At 69.3% G+C, this 17656-nt stretch carries 12 protein-coding genes; 3 read left to right on the forward strand and 9 right to left on the reverse strand.

The window, feature by feature from the left end:
* The first annotated feature begins 22 nt into the window (after nt 1-22).
* The 3 genes from ACIBD9_RS00600 to ACIBD9_RS00610 all read left to right on the forward strand — a co-directional run bounded on the left by ACIBD9_RS00600 (nt 23) and on the right by ACIBD9_RS00610 (nt 3135).
* Nucleotides 23-979, forward strand: a complete 957-nt coding sequence (locus tag ACIBD9_RS00600; protein ID WP_396713275.1) for an ECF subfamily RNA polymerase sigma factor, BldN family — start codon at nt 23-25, stop codon at nt 977-979.
* Nucleotides 980-1268: 289 nt separating this feature from the next.
* Complete coding sequence (locus ACIBD9_RS00605; protein ID WP_387174266.1) at nt 1269-2138, forward strand: DUF5667 domain-containing protein; 870 nt, start codon at nt 1269-1271, stop codon at nt 2136-2138.
* Between the two features lie 127 nt (nt 2139-2265).
* The gene (locus ACIBD9_RS00610; protein WP_396713277.1) at nt 2266-3135 is read left to right on the forward strand and encodes an HAD family hydrolase; all 870 of its coding nucleotides are present in this window, start codon (nt 2266-2268) and stop codon (nt 3133-3135) included.
* Nucleotides 3136-3179: 44 nt separating this feature from the next.
* Here ACIBD9_RS00610 and ACIBD9_RS00615 read toward each other — a convergent pair whose 3' ends face one another.
* The 9 genes from ACIBD9_RS00615 to ACIBD9_RS00655 form a co-directional block, all read right to left on the reverse strand.
* A complete protein-coding gene (locus ACIBD9_RS00615; RefSeq protein WP_396713802.1) occupies nt 3180-4037 on the reverse strand; it encodes a lysophospholipid acyltransferase family protein in 858 nt (285 codons plus the stop codon).
* 319 nt (nt 4038-4356) lie between these two features.
* The gene (locus ACIBD9_RS00620; RefSeq protein WP_387174262.1) at nt 4357-5433 is read right to left on the reverse strand and encodes an NAD-dependent epimerase/dehydratase family protein; all 1077 of its coding nucleotides are present in this window, start codon (nt 5431-5433) and stop codon (nt 4357-4359) included.
* Between the two features lie 122 nt (nt 5434-5555).
* Entirely contained in the window at nt 5556-5657 is a 102-nt protein-coding gene (locus ACIBD9_RS00625) for a 30S ribosomal protein bS22 (RefSeq protein ID WP_007465623.1), read from the reverse strand.
* 270 nt (nt 5658-5927) lie between these two features.
* On the reverse strand, nt 5928-6137 hold the full coding sequence (locus ACIBD9_RS00630; protein ID WP_007465625.1) for a helix-turn-helix domain-containing protein: 210 nt from the start codon (nt 6135-6137) through the stop codon (nt 5928-5930).
* A 213-nt stretch (nt 6138-6350) separates the two neighbouring features.
* Nucleotides 6351-7535 carry an ABC transporter permease gene (locus ACIBD9_RS00635; RefSeq protein WP_210817587.1) on the reverse strand — a complete coding sequence of 395 codons (1185 nt, stop codon included), beginning with the start codon at nt 7533-7535 and terminating at the stop codon, nt 6351-6353.
* Nucleotides 7532-8563, reverse strand: a complete 1032-nt coding sequence (locus ACIBD9_RS00640) for an ABC transporter ATP-binding protein (RefSeq protein ID WP_396713280.1) — start codon at nt 8561-8563, stop codon at nt 7532-7534. Before ACIBD9_RS00640 ends, ACIBD9_RS00635 begins: the two co-directional genes overlap by 4 nt.
* Complete coding sequence (locus ACIBD9_RS00645; RefSeq protein WP_396713282.1) at nt 8560-9942, reverse strand: efflux RND transporter periplasmic adaptor subunit; 1383 nt, start codon at nt 9940-9942, stop codon at nt 8560-8562. Before ACIBD9_RS00645 ends, ACIBD9_RS00640 begins: the two co-directional genes overlap by 4 nt.
* A gap of 186 nt (nt 9943-10128) precedes the next feature.
* Nucleotides 10129-10695 carry a hypothetical protein gene (locus ACIBD9_RS00650; RefSeq protein ID WP_396713284.1) on the reverse strand — a complete coding sequence of 189 codons (567 nt, stop codon included), beginning with the start codon at nt 10693-10695 and terminating at the stop codon, nt 10129-10131.
* Nucleotides 10696-10735: 40 nt separating this feature from the next.
* Nucleotides 10736-17614, reverse strand: a complete 6879-nt coding sequence (locus ACIBD9_RS00655; RefSeq protein ID WP_396713286.1) for an RHS repeat-associated core domain-containing protein — start codon at nt 17612-17614, stop codon at nt 10736-10738.
* Between the last annotated feature and the right edge of the window lie 42 nt (nt 17615-17656).

A 17656-nucleotide genomic window follows, 5' to 3' on the forward strand; every position in this document is an offset into this window, starting at 1 on the left:
CTGACGGGACGGGGGCAACACGGTGACCACCTTCGGTTACGCGGAACGCCCGATCGGCCTGACCGGTCAACCGGCCCGCTCCCACACCAACGAACGCCCAGCGGCCCGTGCCCCACTGGACGAGCAGCACGGCGGCGTCGTGCGGGGTGACGGCGCGGCGCAACGGATCCGCAGCCGGCCACACCACAACGAGCCACCACCGCGGCCCGCGGTGCCCGGTGGAAACGCGAAACCCGCGGGCGGCCGGGTCGTCGTACCGCCCCGACCCACCATGCCCGTGCAGGGTCGTCGGGTAAATGACACACCGGCGGTCACCACCGACCCGGCGGCGGGTGAGACAGCGGTGATCCCGGCGGTGCCGGCCACCACCGCCACCACCCCGACCGGTTTCCCGAGCCGCCCGGACCCGTCCGACCCGGCAACCGAGGTCTGGACGCTGATCGAGCGGGCCCAGGCCGGCGAGTCCGAGGCGTTCGGTCTGATCTACGACCGGTACGTGGACACCGTCTTCCGGTTCGTCTACTTCCGGGTCGGCAACCGGCAACTCGCCGAGGATCTCACCTCGGACACCTTCCTGCGCGCGCTCAAGCGGATCGGCAGCTTCACCTGGCAGGGCCGCGACCTCGGCGCCTGGTTGGTGACGATCGCCCGCAACCTCGTCGCGGACCACTTCAAGTCGGGCCGGTACCGGCTGGAGGTCACCACCGGCGACGTGCTCGACGCCGACCGGGAGGACCGGGGCCCGGAGGGCAGCCCCGAGGCCGCGGTGGTGGAGCACATCACCAACGTCGCGCTCCTCACCGCCGTGAAGCAGCTCAATCCGGAGCAGCAGGAGTGCATCGTGCTCCGCTTCCTCCAGGGCTTCTCGGTCGCCGAGACGGCCCGCGCGATGGGCAAGAACGAGGGAGCCATCAAGGCCCTCCAGTACCGTGCCGTCCGCGCCCTGGCCCGCCTCCTGCCCGACGGCTTCCAGCCGTAGTTTGTGACGGCGGGACCGACGGGCGTCGATCAACGTCCGCGCAGCTCAGAGTCGGTCCCGCCCGGTGATGACCATCACTTTCTGTAATTTCCGCTCCGCCAGGCCCGTAACCCGTGCCCGGTCCGCCGCGTTTCTCCGGGTGCGACCGGTGGAAGTCCCGGCAGGCCCGGGTCACCGAGGTCCGACCGGCACGCCGGCGGCACCTCACCTCCGTGGTGTCACACTGCCGCCCGGTCGCTGGCAACGACGGCGGCCGACCGGCCGTGACCAGCGAGAGGAGGTGCCTGCGGTGGACAACACCCTCTTCTCCCGCCGGCGCGCGGAGCGCTTCGCGCAGCTTCTCGACGAGGCCAACGGCGCTCGACGACACCACGTGCGATCCCGTGTGGACGGCCAACTGGCGCCGCTCGTCGCAGTGGGTCAGCGGCTCAGCGTCGACCCCCCGGCTGTCGAGGTGGACCAGGACTTCCGTACCGGCCTGCGGGCGATGCTGCTCGCCACCGCCGAGCGGGAAGGGCTGGGCAGCACACCAGCGGCGGTCAGCGAACCGACCGCCACGACCACCCGCGGGCGGCTACTGCCGGCGGTCACCGCACGGCGGGCCCGAGCACGGGGAGCGATCCTGGTCGGCATCGCCGCCGGGGCCATCGCCGTCTCCGGGATCTCCGCCGCCAGCGAGAACGCGGTGCCCGGTGACGCGCTGTACGGCATGAAGCGCTCGACCGAACGGGCACAGCTCGCCCTGGCCAGCTCCGACATCAGCCGTGGCCAGCTCTTCCTGGACTTCGCCCGCACCAGGGTCGGCGAGGCCGCCAAGCTGCGCGGTGACCGGATCGGCTACAGCGCCGTCCTCGACGACATGGACGCCGACAGCCGGCAGGGAGTTCGCCTGCTGACCTCGGCCGCTGTGCAGCGGGCCGAGCCGGGCAGCCTGGACACCCTCAACACCTTCGTGTCGAGCCAGCGCCGGGCGGTACGCGGCCTGCTCGACGGGAGCACCCGGGTTGACCGGGACCGGACCCAGCGGTCGCTGCTGCTGCTGGACAGCATCCGGGAACGCTCGGACGACCTGCGCGCGGCGATCACCTGCGGCCTGCCGGCACCGACCGCCAGCGACGCCCTCGGCCCAAACCCGAGCGCCTGCCCCGGGGCCCGCTGACCCGCGCCCCTATACCGCACGTCCGACCGGCCGCGCCACAGTTCGCTGTGTGCCCGGCCGGTCGCCCGTCTACGGCGGATACCCTTCGCGAGGAGGCATCCGTCGTACCGGTCAGGAAGGGAATCGCGTGGCGCGTAGCCGTAAGGTGACGGTCAGCACCGACACCGAGGGGCACACCGCGGGCTGGGCGGAGACCGACCTGGCCCCGGTCAGCGCACCCGACCCGACCGCCGCGGCGTTCTTCGACGTGGACAACACGATGATGCAGGGCGCCTCGATCTACTGGTTCGCCCGCGGGCTCGCCTCCCGAAACTACGTGACCACCGCCGACCTGGCCCGATTCGCCTGGCAGCAGCTCCGCTTCCGGATGCTGGCCCGGGAGCACGCCGGTGACATGTCTCTGGCCAGGGAGGCGGCGCTGGCCTTCGTCCAGGGTTGGCGGGTCAACGAGGTCGAACACCTCGCCGAGGAGATCTTCGACGAGATGATGGCCCCTCGAATCTGGGCCGGCACCCACCAGCTCGCTCAGCGTCACCTGGAGGCCGGTCAGCGGGTCTGGCTGGTCAGCGCCGCCCCCGTCGAGATCGGCCGGGTGATCGCCGCCCGGCTCGGTCTGACCGGCGCCATCGGCACGGTGGCCGAGGTGCTCGACGGGGCGTACACCGGCCGGTTGGTGGGTGACCTGATGCACGGGCCGGCCAAGGCCGAGGCGGTCACCCAGCTCGCCGCCGTGGAAGGGCTCGAGCTGGCCCGCTGCGCGGCCTACAGCGACTCGGCGAACGACCTGCCGCTGCTCTGCTCGGTGGGCCGGGCGGTGGCCGTCAACCCGGACGGCGCCCTGCTGCGGCAGGCCCGCCAGCACGGCTGGGAGGTTCGGGACTTCCGCACCGGCCGCCGAGCGGTCAAGATCGCCGTACCGTCGACCGCGGCGGCCGGGCTGGTCGCCGGCGCGGTCACCGCCGGCCTGGCCCTTCAGCGCCGCCGCCGCGCCGGCTGAGACCCCCGCTCGGGTGGTGTGGAAGCCTCGGCGCGGACCGCGCCCTAGGGGCCGAACGGGTCGGGCCGTCGCTCCAGCAGCGTGTGCAGGGTCTGCTGGATGGTCTCCCGCACCTGGTCAGCGAGGTTGAAGACCACCAGCGGGTCGTCCGCCGAGTCGGTCAGGTGGGCGGTGGGGATCGGCGGGCAGAACTCGATCAGCCACTTGCTGGGCAGCGGCACCATGCCCAGTGGGCCGAGCAACGGGAACGTCGGCGTGACCGGGAAGTAGGGCAGCTTCAGCAGCCGCGCCAGGGGCTTGATGTCGGCGAGCATCGGGTAGATCTCCTCGCCGCCGACGATGGCGACGGGCACGATCGGGGTGCCGGTGCGCAGCGCCGCCGAGACGAACCCGCCCCGCCCGAAGCGTTGCAGCTTGTACCGGTCGGCGTAGAGCTTGCCGATGCCCTTGAAGCCCTCCGGGAACACACCGACCAGATCGCCGCCGCCGAGCAGCCGCTCGGCGTCCGGGTTGCAGGCCACCGTGCCGCCGGTCTTGCGGGCCAGCTCGGAGACCACCGGCATCCGGAAGACCAGGTCGGCGCCGAGCAGCCGCAGGTAGCGGTGGGCGGGATGCTTGTCGTGCAGCGCCGCCGAGAGGATCAGGGCGTCCAGTGCCACCGTCCCGGAGTGGTTGCCGACCACCAGGGCGGGCCCGTCCACGGGAACGTGCTCCACCCCACTGACCTCGGTGCGGAACCAGTCCCGGTAGAGCAGCCGCAGCAGCGGGTGGAAGACCGCGTCGGTCAGCTCCGAGTCGAAGCCGAACTCGTCGACCTCGTAGTCACCGGAGAGCCGCCGGCGCAGGAACGCCAACCCGTTCGCGACCTTGCGGTCCCAGTGGTCCCCGGGCCGGTCCGACACCGCCGGCTCGGTGCCCCCGCGCGACCCGTCGGCGCCCTCGTCGGCCGAGGGCGTCGCGGCCGGCGTCGCAGTCGGGGCCGGCGTCGCATTCGGGGCCGGCGCCGCATGCGGCGTTGCGGTCGGCGTCGGCGTTGCGGTCGGGGCCGGCGCGGCCGGTCGGTGTCCGTTGCGCCGCGCCGGCTCCGCGTCCGGCGCGGGCACCCGCTCGGGTACGTCGAAACGCCCGACCGACTGCGGGTCGCGCCCCTCCTCCGGCCCGCTCATGATGCCGCCTCGGTTCGCGACTGCGGGGCTCGCAAGACCGGCTCACTCCTCGCGCTCATGATGACCGCTCCCGCACCGCTGAACGGACCTGCCGGATGCCGTCCAGGACGAGTTGCTCGGCGGCGGCCAGCTGGTTCCGCGTGACCACCACCCCACCGTGATGGGCGCGGATGAAGTCCTCGAACGCTTCGGCGGTCGACCGGGGTGTAAAGCCGTACTCCTGCTCAAGCCGGCTGGTGTCGACCACCCGGCCGTGCACGAAGAGGTCGACCTGGTCCAGGCCGTAGCGGCCGAAGCCCATGGTGCGGGCCAGCGCGGCGGCCCCGGACAGACCCGGCTCCAGCACCGGCACGGCCACCCGGCCGGCACGCCGGATCGCCTGGGTCAGCGACAGCACCCCGGGGCCGGCGACGTTGTACGTGCCGGGATGGTCCTCCACGATCGACCGGTGCAGCACCTCCAACGCGTCGTCGAAGTGCAGGAACTGCAGGCGGGGGTCACGGCCGAAGACTGTCGGCACGAACGGCTGGGAGAAGTAGCGGGTCAACGTGGTGTCGGCGGTCGAGCCGATGAACGGGGCGAAGCGCAGCACCGTGGCGGTGACGTCGGGCCGGCGACGCCGGAAGCCACGCACGTACCCCTCAAGGTCGAGGATGTCGCGGCCGAAACCGCCGCGCGGCACCTCGCGGGGCTCGGTCTCCTCGGTGAAGACCGCCGGATCCCGGAACGACACGCCGTACGCGGCGGTCGACGAACGGACCACGAGCTTGCGCAGCCGGGGTGCCCGCTGGCAGGCGGCGAGCATCTGCATGCTGCCGATGACGTTCTGGTCCTTCATCGCGGACCGGCCACCATGCTGCGGGTCGGGTGAGGTGACCAGCGCGAGGTGCACCACCGCGTCGACGTCCAGGTCGGCGAGGAGGCCACCGAGCGCCCCGTTGTCGACGCGGATCCGTTCGACCCGGTCCAGCAGGTCGGTGAACTCGGTGCCGGAGTCCGGTGCGTCCACCCCGATGACCCGTTCGATACGCGGGTCGGCGGCCAGTCGGGCCGCCACGTGGGCACCCAGGTAACGGCCCACTCCGGTGACGACGACGACCCCCGGAGCACCTGAGGTGCCACCGGGGGTCATCTGACGCACCTACCCCGGCAGGATGGACCGAGCCGGGACGACCACGGCCTGATCACCTGAGCCTCCGGAGATCGACAGTTTGGCAAGTGACGCCGCACGCCGGGCTGTGAGCCCGGCGCCGATCACTTGCCGAGACGGCGACGCTGGACGCGGGTCTTGCGCAGCAGCTTGCGGTGCTTCTTCTTAGCCATGCGCTTACGGCGCTTCTTGACCACCGAGCCCATACGACAGCCTTTCGATACAACGTGCGGGGCGGACCGGATGACACCACGCAGGTGGCGACGGCGACCGCTTGCGGACAACGGACCGGACCAGTCTGGGCGGCGGGGCGCACCGGTGGGGTCTCGGTCGGGCTCCAGGGTAGCCGCAGGGCGTCAGCCGGACCAACGCGCCCCCGTCGCGGCCGCCTCCGGTTCGCGACCGCGGGGCGCGCAGGCTCACTCCTTACGCTCACCGATGCCGGTCAGCTGGCGATCGGAGGGCGGGGCGGTGGCTCAGGCGGTCTCCTGAAAGGCACCCCGGAGATATTCGTGCACCGCATGCTCGGGCACCCGGAATGACCGGCCGACCCGGACGGCGGTGAGCTCACCGCTGTGCACCAGGCGATAGACCGTCATCTTTGACACCCGCATGACCGTCGCCACCTCCGCGACGGTCAGGAACTTGACCTCCGACAGCCGTCCGTCGGACTGTGACCCGGCCATGGCTCACCGACCCATCCCATGCCCGGCGCGTGCCAACCCGACGGATGCTCCGGGCCGGGCCGGCGACGCGCGTGTTACCAGTACGGTAGCGGGGCGGTTGTGACCGGCGCGATCCCTTCCTGCAACTGATCATGCTTCGGTGGCCGGTTCACCCGATCCGTGCTCCCGGTATCCGCCCCTGCGCGTCCGCCGTCCGGTTGCTCCGGTCGCCGCTCACTCGGTGCGCAGCGCGACCACCGGGTCGAGACGGCCGGCGCGCTGCGCGGGAACCACCCCGAAGACGATCCCCACCACCGCCGACACGCCGAAGGCGAGCGCCAACGACCACCAGGTGATCGCGGCCGGGATCGGCGACAGCGCGTCGACAAGCAGGGCGGTACCCACGCCCAGCGCCATTCCGGTGAGCCCGCCGATTGTGGTGAGCAGCACCGCCTCCAGCAGGAACTGCACGCCGATGTCGCGGGGACGTGCGCCGACGGCCTTGCGCAGCCCGATCTCCCGGGTCCGCTCCCGGACACTGACCAGCATGATGTTGGAGACGCCGACGCCGCCGACGAGCAGCGAGATGCCGGCGATGGCCGCCAGTACGCCGGTGAGGACACCGAGGATGTCGCCGAGCACGCCGAGGATCTGCTGCTGGGTGACCGCGCTGAACTCGGTGTCCGGGTGACGGCGGTTCAGCTCGGCGACGATCCGTTCGCCCAGCTCGTCGATGCGCTCCCGGTCCGGCGCCTTCACCGCGATGCCGTCGACCCGTTGGGTGCCCCAGAGCCGTTGCGCGGCGGTCACCGGCACGTGCACCTCGTCGTCCCGGTCGACGCCGAGGCTCTGCCCGAGGGGAGCGAAGACACCGATCACCCGGAACCGCACCCCGGCCAGCGCCACCTGCTGCCCGAGCGGGTCCCGGTCGGGGAAGAGCGCACGGGCGACCGAGTCGCCGAGCACCGCCACCCGTCGGCTGGTGTCCACGTCCGTGCCGGTGAGGTAGCGTCCCCGCGCCAGCGACCGGGTGAACACCGCCGGGGTCGTCTCCAGGACGCCCTGCACGGTGGTGAAGTCGGAACGGGCGCCGGCCCGCGCGGTCGCCCCGGAGGCGACGGTGACCGCCACCCTGTCCGGGTCGCCGACCACCCGGCTGACCGCGTCCACGTCCTTCAGGGTCAGCGGCGAGACGACCGGCGCGTTGCCCACCTCGATCCGGCCGGGCACGACCAGCAGCAGGTTGGAGCCGAGGCCCTCGACCTGTTGCTCGACCTTCTGCTTGGTGCCGGTGCCGATGGCCACCAGCAGGACCACCGAGGCCACACCGATGATCACCCCGAGCATGGTCAGCGCGCTGCGTAGCCGGTTGGCCCGTAGGGCGTCCAGCGCCACCCGCCACGCCTCGGCGACCCTCACGCCGTACCCCCGGGTTGCTCGGCCTCTCGCCCACCCGCGGCGCCCTCGCGCGCCTCGCCCGGGTCGGCGTCGCGCGGGTTGGTGTCGGGCCGCTCGGCGTCGTGCGGAAGGCGCCCGGTGGCTCCGGCGGCGCCACCGGAGCCACCGGACGGGTGCCCCGGACCGCTTCCGGACGCGGACCGGGGCTCCGCGCTGGGAGCGGGGACCAGTGTCGCAGGTCGACCGTGATCAACGGACGGCGGTCGATCATGAGCGGGCGGGTCGGCGTTGTCCGCGCTCGGTGGGTGTGCGGTCGCGGCGCTGTCCGCCACGACCACGCCGTCGCGCATGGTGATCCGGCGGTGGGCGCGGGCCGCCACCTCCTGGTCGTGGGTGACCATCACCAGCGCCACCCCGGACTCCGCGTTCAACTGCTCCAACAGCTCCAGCACGGCGGCGCCGGTGACGCTGTCCAGGTTGCCCGTGGGTTCGTCGGCTAGCAGCACCGTCGGCTCGGTGACCAGCGCGCGGGCGATCGCCACCCGTTGCTGCTCACCGCCGGACATCTGGTTGGGCCGGTGGTCGAGCCGGTGCCCGAGGCCGACCCGGCCGAGCATCGCCGCCGCCCGCTCCCGGCGCTGCCGCGCGGACACCCCCCGGTAGACCAGGGGCAACGCCACGTTCTCCACCGCGGAGGTACGCGGCAGCAAATGGAACGCCTGGAAGACGAAGCCGATGGTCTCGTTGCGCAGGGTCGCCATCTCCGGTGGGGCGAGGGCGTTGACGTCCCGCCCGCCGATCACTAGGCGACCACCGGTGGGCCGGTCCAACCCACCGAGGAGGTGCATGAGGGTGGACTTGCCCGAGCCGGACGGGCCGACCAGGGCCACGTAGTCCCCGGCCTGCACGGTGAGCGACACCCCGCGCAGCGCCTCGACCGACACTCCGTCGAGCTGGTACGTCCGGGACACGTCCACCGCCTCGATGGCCGGAACGCGCGCCGCTGTCGGCCGGTCGCCGCGTGAGTCTGCGCCGGCGGGTTCGGTCACCGGACTTCCTGGCCGTCGCGCACCTGGTCGGCGCCGCGCACCACGATCCGGTCGCCGGGCTGCACGCCGTTGAGGATCTGCACCAGGTCGGACCCCTGGACGCCCACGGTCACCGACGCCCGGCCGGCCTTGCCATCACGGACCACCCAGACCGCGTCCCGGCCGTCGGCGGAGAACACCGCCGAGGCGGGGACGGTCACCGCGTCAGCCGCCTCGCGCACCCGCAGGTGCACGATCGCGTTCATGCCGGGGCGGGGCGTCGGGGCCGGCTCGTCCTCGGCCAGCTTCCCGGCACCCAGCGCGAGGCGTACCCGATAGGTGACCCCGCCCTGCGCGGAGTTGGTGGGCAGCACGTCCACCGACCGGACGGTGGCGTCGTAGCTGGCGCCGGTGACGGCGTCCAACTCGACGGTGGCGGTCACGCCAGCCTTGACCAACAGCACGTCGGTCTCGTCCACCTCGGCGAGTAGTCCCAGCTGTCCGGTGTCCACAACCGTCAGCACCGGCGCGCCTGCGGTGACCAGCCCGCCGACCGCGACCGCGTCGTCCACGCCGGCCGGCGGACCGCCCTGGCTGGGGGCCAGCACGGACGGGTCGAGACCGGCGCCACTGGCCTGCTCCAACAGACCGGCCAGACCAGCGTTGGCGCCACCGCTGGCCCGGGTGCCGCCGGGCTGCACCACCCCCGCGATCGGGGCCCGCAGGGTCAGCGCGTCGACTGTCGCCTTCGCCAGGTCGTACGCCTGCTGGGCCTGAAGCCGCTGCGCTGCGGACAGTGCGCCGACGGCGGAGCTCAACCCGTTGATCCCCCGCTGCACCGCGCGTACCGCCTGGTCGGCGCTGCGCGCGGCGGCCGCGTACTGGCGTTGGGCGGAGGTCACCTGGGTCAGCAGCGCGCCCCGCAACTGCGGGTCGGCGATCTTCTCGGCGGCCTTCCGGGCCGCGTCGAACGCCTCGTCGGCCGCCTTGTCGGTGCCGCGCCGGCTGCTGGTCAGGCTGCCCGCTCCCACGCCGCGGCCGGCGCGCTTCGCGGCGGTCAGCGCCTCCTTGGCCTGGCGGAGACGCTGTTGCGCATTCGGTGAGTCGACCACGGCCAGCACCTGACCGCGCTTGACCCGCTGTCCAGGCTGGACACGCAGGCTGGCCAGGGTGCCGTCGGCGGGAGCGGTGAGGGTGGCGGCGGCGCGCGCGGTCACCGTGGCCGGGGCGTCGATCACCTCGGTGACCGGGTTGCGGGCGGCCGACGCCAGCGCGAGGTCGGGGCCTTCGTCGCCGCAGGACGCGGCGGTAGTTGCGGTGAGGACGACGACGGCGGTCAGGGCGATGAGCAGGCGGGGCCGCGTGGTGCTGAGCGGCCGCGGCGAGTGGGTGCGGCGCACGCACCCATCCTATGTGGCTGGCTTCGGCGCCCTCAGGAGCCGAGAAGCAGCTGCCGGCCCATTCCAGCTTCCGGGGGTCCCGCGTCGCGGCGACCACCGCAATATCGGTCCGACAAGTGGGCAGCGCCACCGACGTGCGGCGGCGCTGCCCCTTCGGCCTATTCAGTGAGTGGATTGCCCCAGCGCCTACAGCCCATCTGCACGGTTGAGCCATGTCAAAGCATCGGCGTTATCCGCGGCAGTGCGATAGGGCTTTCCGACATTCCTGCGCACAGCATCGCGAAGCGAGGCCACGCTGTACGTGTCTGGCAGAACGGCGGTACCGATGCTGTCCTGCCAGACAGTCCCTTGAAGAAAGACCGAGCCATCAAGAGACGACATGGCAAAACCAGGACACCCCCTCGCCCAACCAAGAACTCCCGAGGCGGCTCCTAAGCCCATGACGTCCCATTCGTCAGCCAACTCGACCTCACCCCAAATCAACTCCCCCACCTCGTCCACGGCGTCCGAAAGCGGGAGCTCCAGCGAGACCAGGAATCGCCTCTCCTTCGAGAAGAGCCCGTGCTCACTCGACAACTCATACCAGTCGGCGTTGGCCTTAGCCACACGGTCCGGGTCGTCGAGGCTCACCGTGCGGTCACACCGGCCCTCATTGGGCTGCCTTGAAGTGACCATCCAAGCGGCGAAGTTGGGTACTCCTGTCCCCGTCCGTAGACCCAGGAATCGGAATCCAAAATCCGCCATCTTGTCCACGAGTAAACCTGACGGCCGTTTCGTCACTGTCAACCGAACCTCAACACTTGGGAATAAAGGGGAGTAGCTTGTTGTAATTGTGCCCGTTGGGATTCTTGCCATCGGGGGCCAGGTAGGCAAACTGGCCATCCTTCTCCAGAATCCTATAGGCGTTGTTTCTTGGATCCGGAGCGTAGATCTTCGCACCGGTCCACCACTTGGTCTTTCGGTTGTCTCCGCCTCGATAAACATCCAAAGAACCATCCGGATTAGTCCGCTGCTGGAGTGTCCCATCCTTGATCTGCTGGACGCCTCGTTGAATGATATTCGGCGAGGGCTGCCCGTTGTCATTATGCACAAGGGCAGAGGCGTGTCCAGCCTTCACATAGTAGGTGTGAATGCCGTCGACAGTGAGATTGTAGGCTAGCGCGGTCTTGACTTTGGCTGGACGAAGGACTCCGACTCGGAAAAAGTATCCGTCCGAACCACTTACCAGGTCACCGCGATCGAGTTCGTCGGCTCGCTGCCAAGCGCGATCGGTATGATTCCAAAATGGATGGTCCTCGGTGGTAGTAACAAATTCTCCACCGATCTCAAGGTCAATCAACTGATCCCAGTGCACCCAGACGTGGGTTACCTGGCGCGGACCATACTCACCAGTCTCGGGGTCAGAAACCAGGATCTCGTCGCCAACCTCGATTTCGTCTATTTGCTTAGTGCCACCATCGGCCATGAGCACCTCGGTGCTACCACTAAAACTACGGCAACCGCAGTTGCAGTCAGTGTCCAGCCCGCGCTTCTTCTTACCGCCCGCACCCTTGCCGCCGACCCCAGCGATGATCCGATCGCCGTCGGGAAGGTTCTCGACACCCCACTCGAAGTGGCTATCGAAGAGCTGTTCAATAAATTCGTTACACCCGGATCCACCCATCTCGGCGCAGATGGACATTGCAAGATTGCGGGTGTCGTACATCATCCAGGCCTTGTTGTTGCCTTGACTTCTTTCCGAGAAGTACCTCGCCCGCTGATCATTCCAACGGCGCAGGAACTCCTCGTTCGGAACGTTCGGAGGGAGCATGATGCCCCAGCCGAGGTTCCGTCGGTCCTTAGACTCTTGCGCCTTGGTGCTCCCAAGGCCTTGACTTTCGCCCCAACTGGTGTTCGCGTCGGTCCCACAGCCACCCGGGCATCCGCCTGCACCCCGCCCGTCGCCGTCCTTCAAGGGGCGCGGGTCGTACCCATAGCAGTCGAACTCAAGGCAGTCTGCCGGGATCAGACCGTCCGGGTCGCTCATCGTGACCGGGGAGTTGTTGGCGTAGGAGTAGCCGTTCCACTGCTGCGGGTCGGCCAAGTCCTGCAAGGGGTCAACCGAGACGAACCGACCGATTGTCGGGTCGTAATTTCGAGCGCTGACCTGAGTCAGGCCGGTGCTCGTGTTCAGTGGCTGGTTGAGGAAGCCGCGGTTGTCCGGCGCCGTGACGGTGGAGCCGCGGGGCGCGCCGTACGGGGTGTACTGCCGCCAGGTCGGCACCTGGGCCGTGTTGTTCAGGTAGAGGTACGGCGTTCCCTGGTGGTCCGGGATGGTGAACCCGTAGGCGGTGCCACTGCCCGTGCGATAGGCCATCGCGCCGCTGGGCAGCGCGTAGTAGCGGGTGCCGCTCAACGCCTGGGTGCTGGTGTTGAGGGTGATCTGCTGACCGGGCAGGTAGAGGGTGGTGACTCCCGGGTCCTTCTGGATCAGCAGGTTGCCGTCGGCGTCGTACAGGAACGAGCTGTTTCCGCCCGTGCTGCCGGTCACCGATGCCAACTCGCCGGCGTCGTCCCAGTTCAGAGTCTGGGTGCCCTGCCCGGCCTTGCGGGTGGTCATGTTGCCCGCGTCGTCGTAGGCGTACGAGGTGCTGCCGGTGAGGCCACCGGTGGTGGCGGTGCTCGTCAACGTGTGCGGCTGACCCTTGGCGTTGCCGTCGTACACGTAGTTGGTGGTGGTGTCGGTCCCACCGGACGTCGAGTACTGGGTCTGACTCTTCCGGTTGCCGAGCGAGTCGACGTTCCACTCGGTCCAGTAGGCGCTGGTGGCACCGATGCCACTGCCGACCATGGCGCGGTTACCGAGGGTGGGGGCGACAGCGCATGCGTCGGTCGCCGTCCATGCCTTGGTGAGCCGCCGCAGCGAGTCGTACCGGTAGCACTGCGTCTCGGACGCCGCAGTCGGGTCGACGCGGGTGTCGATGGTCTTGGTGATGTTGCCGTACAGGTCGTACTCGTAGTCCCGCTTGCCGACGTCCTTGGTGGTGGTAGTCGTCTTGGTTACCACTTGCTGCTTGGGGCGCCCGTTGTGGTCGTCGTAGATGTTGACGATCGAGGCCCCGCTGTCCGGAAGACCCACAAGGTTACGGGTGACCCGCCCCCATGCGTCGTAGTCGACTGACGCGCTGTAGCCGGCAAGCCCACCGACTGTCGTCGGCAGGTCCAATCTTCCGGAATAGCTGCGAAGCACTGTCTCGCTTGGCAGGTTTCCCCTGGCCGGATAGGTGTCGGTGAACGGAAGCCCGTTCGTCGTTGAATAGGTGTGCCCGAACGCGTACGTGTTGCCGAGCGCCCCCTCGACGGCGGGGATGGTGATCGTCTCGCCCTTCGAGTTGCCGAAGGAGTCGAAGTTGACCCACTGGGTGCTGTATTCGGCACCATTGCGGTAGGCGGTGGCAGTGGTCAGCTTGCCAATCGCGTTCGTGATCGACGCGGCGCTGTTGTCGTTGTCGTACACCCAGGCGGCCAGCCTGTTGCTGGTCGATTGTGCGGAGGCCAGCGCGGCGAAGCTGGCCGTGCGACGGTTGATCTTGTCGAAGGTGTACGAGACGGTTTTGCTGCGGCCGTCGGTCGACTCGATGACATTGCCCGCGCCGTCGTAGCGGATGGCGGTGGTGCCGGCATCCGGGTCGTCCTTGCTGACCACTTGGCCCAGCAGGTTGAACGTGCTGATCCAGGGGTTACCGGCGGTGTCGGTCACTGTCGACTGGTTGCCATGCCCGTCGTAGCCGTAGCTGCTGTCCACAGTGGTGCCACCGGTCAGGCGGTAGACGCCGGTGAACGGGTTGGACGGGGAGACGAGCGTCGGCGCTGCGGTGTACTGGAGTTGCTTCTCCAACCGGCCCATCGGGTCGTTGACCGTAGCGGTGACAGTGCCGCCGGTCGGCGGGATGACCGTCGTACGGTCACCGTTGTAGACCGTCCTGGTCGAGGACTTGACCACCCCGTCGCGGGCGCTCTCGGCGAAGATGACCCGACCGAGCCCGTCGTAGGTGTTGAAGGTCTGGTTCAGGGCCTTCTTGAGCAGCGAGTCGGCGTAGACCGGAGTCGTGTCCGGCAGGCTGGCGGCGTCCCACCAGCCGTTGTAGGTCGCACGCACCCATCCTCGGCTGTCGTAGAACGAGTCGGTGACCATCCGACCGCCTGGGTTGGTGTCCGACTGGGTCTGCCGCACCCGGTACTGGGCGTCGTAGATGGTGGTCGTGGTCGCGTACACGTTGTTGAGGTTCAGCGTCTCGGTTGTCGTCGCGGTCGGTCCGCTATTGGAAACCGTGTAGGTGTGCTTCACGTTCGGCAGAGCACTGGTGGGCCTGGAAGCCAACCAGACCGCCTTGAGCCGACCGACCGCGTCGTACTGCGTTCGGGTGACCACCCCGTTGGCATCGGTGCTGCTCGTGGGGAGGTTGCGCAACGTTGTCATGGTCGTGGAGGTGGCGTGACCCTCGGCGTTCTGCAGGGTCATGCCGGTGGTCAGGCCGGCGGCGTTGTCGGTGTAGCTGGTGGTGGACTTGTTGCCGTTGCCGTCCCAGGTGCCGGTGGCGCGACCGTAGGCGTCGAACTCGGCCTGGTCGGTGGTCTGGTAGGCGTACCCGCCGGAGACCCAGTCGGACGCCTTGCGGACCATCGTGACGTTGCCCCGGCTCGGGGCGGCCTGCGGGAACGCGGTCGCGAACTGCGGGTCGTCGTAGTAGGTCCGGACGTGCGAGACAACCTGCGCCGGCCGGTTGACAGTGGTCGGAGCGGTGAGCGTGTTGGTGCTGCCCGGCACCGACGTCGGCGAGCCCGCGCGGAAGCCGGCGCAGGCCACCGACACGGTCTCGACCTGGCTGGTCAGGCCGACCAGATTGAGACCGGTGTTGGCCGGCGCGTACGTCGTACTCGTGCACCGGTCGTAGGCGGAGTTCGCCGGCACGGTGTGGTCGTACGAGTGCTGCAGCAGGCCGAAGGTCGCCGAGCTGGTCGACTCGTCGTACGACATGTCAGTCTGGCTGTATCGCCAGGTGGTAGTGGATCCGGAGGTTACCGCCTGCCGTCGCCAGGTCTGCACCGGCGCGGTGAACGTCGCCGTCAGCGCCGGGAGTCCCGTCCGGCTCCGGGTCGCGGTCGCGTCCGACACCCAGTACGAGGTGACCGTCGAGTTGTCGATCGGGCCACCGTCACCCAGGTACGAGGTGGTCTCCAAGGCACGCCCGGCGAGCTGGTCGACATCCTCGTGGATTCCGTTGGCGCTGTCGGTGACGTTCACGACCGTGGTGTTGTTGTTCTTGCTCATGCCGCGGTAGTAGGTGGTCTCCGCCAGCGTGCGGGGGTCGTTCACACCGTCACCGTTGCGCACCTGGACCTTGCCGTAACCACGGAACTGCCCGTAGGTGCGGTACTTGGCCTTGACCACCTCGTTGTCGTCGAAGTGCCATGCCGCACCACCGACGTACGCGTAACTGGTGGAGGTGGCCGGCGCGCCGCCGGTCGGGTCGGTCGCGGTGACCCGGGTGACCGCGTACTTGTGGAACCAGTCGCGGATCTGGTCCGACAAACCCTCTGGCGTCCAGTAGACGGGGTAGCACGACAAGGTGTTGGACGCCGGGCTGACCGTCACCGGCGCGCTGCAGGGCTGCGGCAGCTCGTAGGTGGGCGAGATGACCGAGCCCGTCTCGGTGGTGATCGTCGCGATGCGCTGCCGGTAGAACGACGGGTAGCCGCCTCGGATGTCCACCCGGTTGGGCAGCTTGATGCCACTGAATGAGACCGACGGCAGGGTGATGGCGCTGGCCGAGCCGCCGGAGGTGGTGTCGTGCCCGGTACGCGTGACCGACGACAGCCACAGCGTCGGCGCGGTGCCGTCCCCGGTCGCCGGCATCGTATGGGAGAGCGCGTAGGTGTCGACCTTCCGGTACGGCGGGGTGAGGCTCGCGTCGTACTGCTGGGTCTCGATGGACGTCAGCCGCACCGTGGAGAAGAACGAAGGACTCCACGCCTTGCAGTCCGTGCCCGAGTTGCAGACCAGGTCGAACGGCACGTCCGGCCAATTGGCCTTGTTCGCCTCGTTCAGCGGCTTGCAGGTGCCAGAGAGGCAGCGGTCGTCGGTGTTGAAGACCACCTGGTTGGGGATGGTGCCGTACGCGCCGTTGTCGCGGAAGCCGTAGTCGATCCGGGCGAGGTTGCTGTCCCGGATGTAGGACACGTCGGTGGCGCCCTCGTTGCGTCCGTAGTAGTTGGTGGCCTGGTTGTAGTAGTAGGCCATCGCGTTGCCGTGGACGTCCTTGGCGTAGTCGAGGTTCCACCGGTACGCCATGGTGCAGACCGACGAGCTGAAGCCGGCCGTGTTGTAGCAGGGGTCTCCCGAGTGCGCCGAGTAGACCGGGACGTGGTCGACCGACTTGGTCTCCGGCTTGTTGGTCGTCCAACCCGGCAGGCGGTTACGGCCGAACTCGTAGACGGTGCCGTCCCGCTCGGTGACCCGCCAGTAGTCGGTGTCCTTGGTTCCGCTGCCGTTGCCCGAGTTCATGACCCGGGTGACCACCGCGCCCGTGTCGTTCTGCATCTTCCAGACGCTCTTGGCGGAGTCCCAGATCAGTGAGCTGGACGATCCGTTGAGGGCGATGGTGAGGACCGGGCCGGCGTAGCAACGGTCGTTCGTCTCGACCGGGGACGGGCTGCCGCCCGGGTCGTCGGCGCAGGAGACGAAGGTCTGCTCGACGTACGACTTCGGGGTGGTCCAGCCATCGCCCACCCAGGAGGCCTGCGCGTTGGTCGCGGCGGTCTGACCGTCGACAGCACCGGAATCGTAGGAGAGTGCCAGTTGTGGCACGAGCTTCGACCGGGTCGGCGGCACGGTCATCGGGTACGAGTAGCTAAAGGAGCCGGTGCTGCCACCTGCCGTCCACGAACCGGACGGCTTCAGGTCGGTCGCCGCATAGGTGCCGCCCTTACCGCCCTCGTCGCCAGCACCCGCCACGGCGGCGAAAACCATTGCCGAGCCGGCCGAGCGGCTGTCGGCGGTGGCGGTCAGCGGCACTTCCGCCGAGACCGAGTTGCTCGCCGGGTCGTTGGTGGAGGCCAACGGGGTCGACGTTCGGCATTCGGCGAGCGCCGGCGTGGTGAGGGCGCACGCGGGCATCCGCACGAGCCGCAGTCGGGAGCCGTAGTTACCTCCGTACGCCTCAGCGAAGTCGGCGTAATCGACGCCGACCCGCACCGATCCGTTGGCTGACTCGCTCGACGACGGGGTCACCGAGAGCAGCACACCACCAACGCCTGCCGCCTCGGTGGCTTTGCGGTCGGCGACCGACACCCGCATCTGCTGTGGGCCGGCGTACCGACCACGCTTGGCGACCGGTTCCACCCAGACCGGGGTGCCCGCCGCGCGGGTCTTCGCCGCGGCTCGGGTCGCGGACGCCGATCCGGTCAGGTGCACCGTCGTCGAGGCGGCCTTCGGCCATGCCGTTCGCGACGGTCGATAGGTCGACTTCGCCTGGTCGGGTGGGGTCACGAAGTTCGTGGGCAGCGGCTTGACGCCTGTCACCGATCGCCCGGGCGACATGGGCGGCAGTTTGGACAGTCCGCCGTCTTCCGGCTTCGCAACCGCCGGTGTACCTACCAGCAAGCTCGCCACCAACGACGTCGCTGCGGTCAACGCCGCCAATCGTTTGCGACGTGTAAATAGGCGCAATCCCCC

The organism is Micromonospora sp. NPDC050784, assembly GCF_044456765.1.
Taxonomy (GTDB): domain Bacteria; phylum Actinomycetota; class Actinomycetes; order Mycobacteriales; family Micromonosporaceae; genus Micromonospora; species Micromonospora foliorum.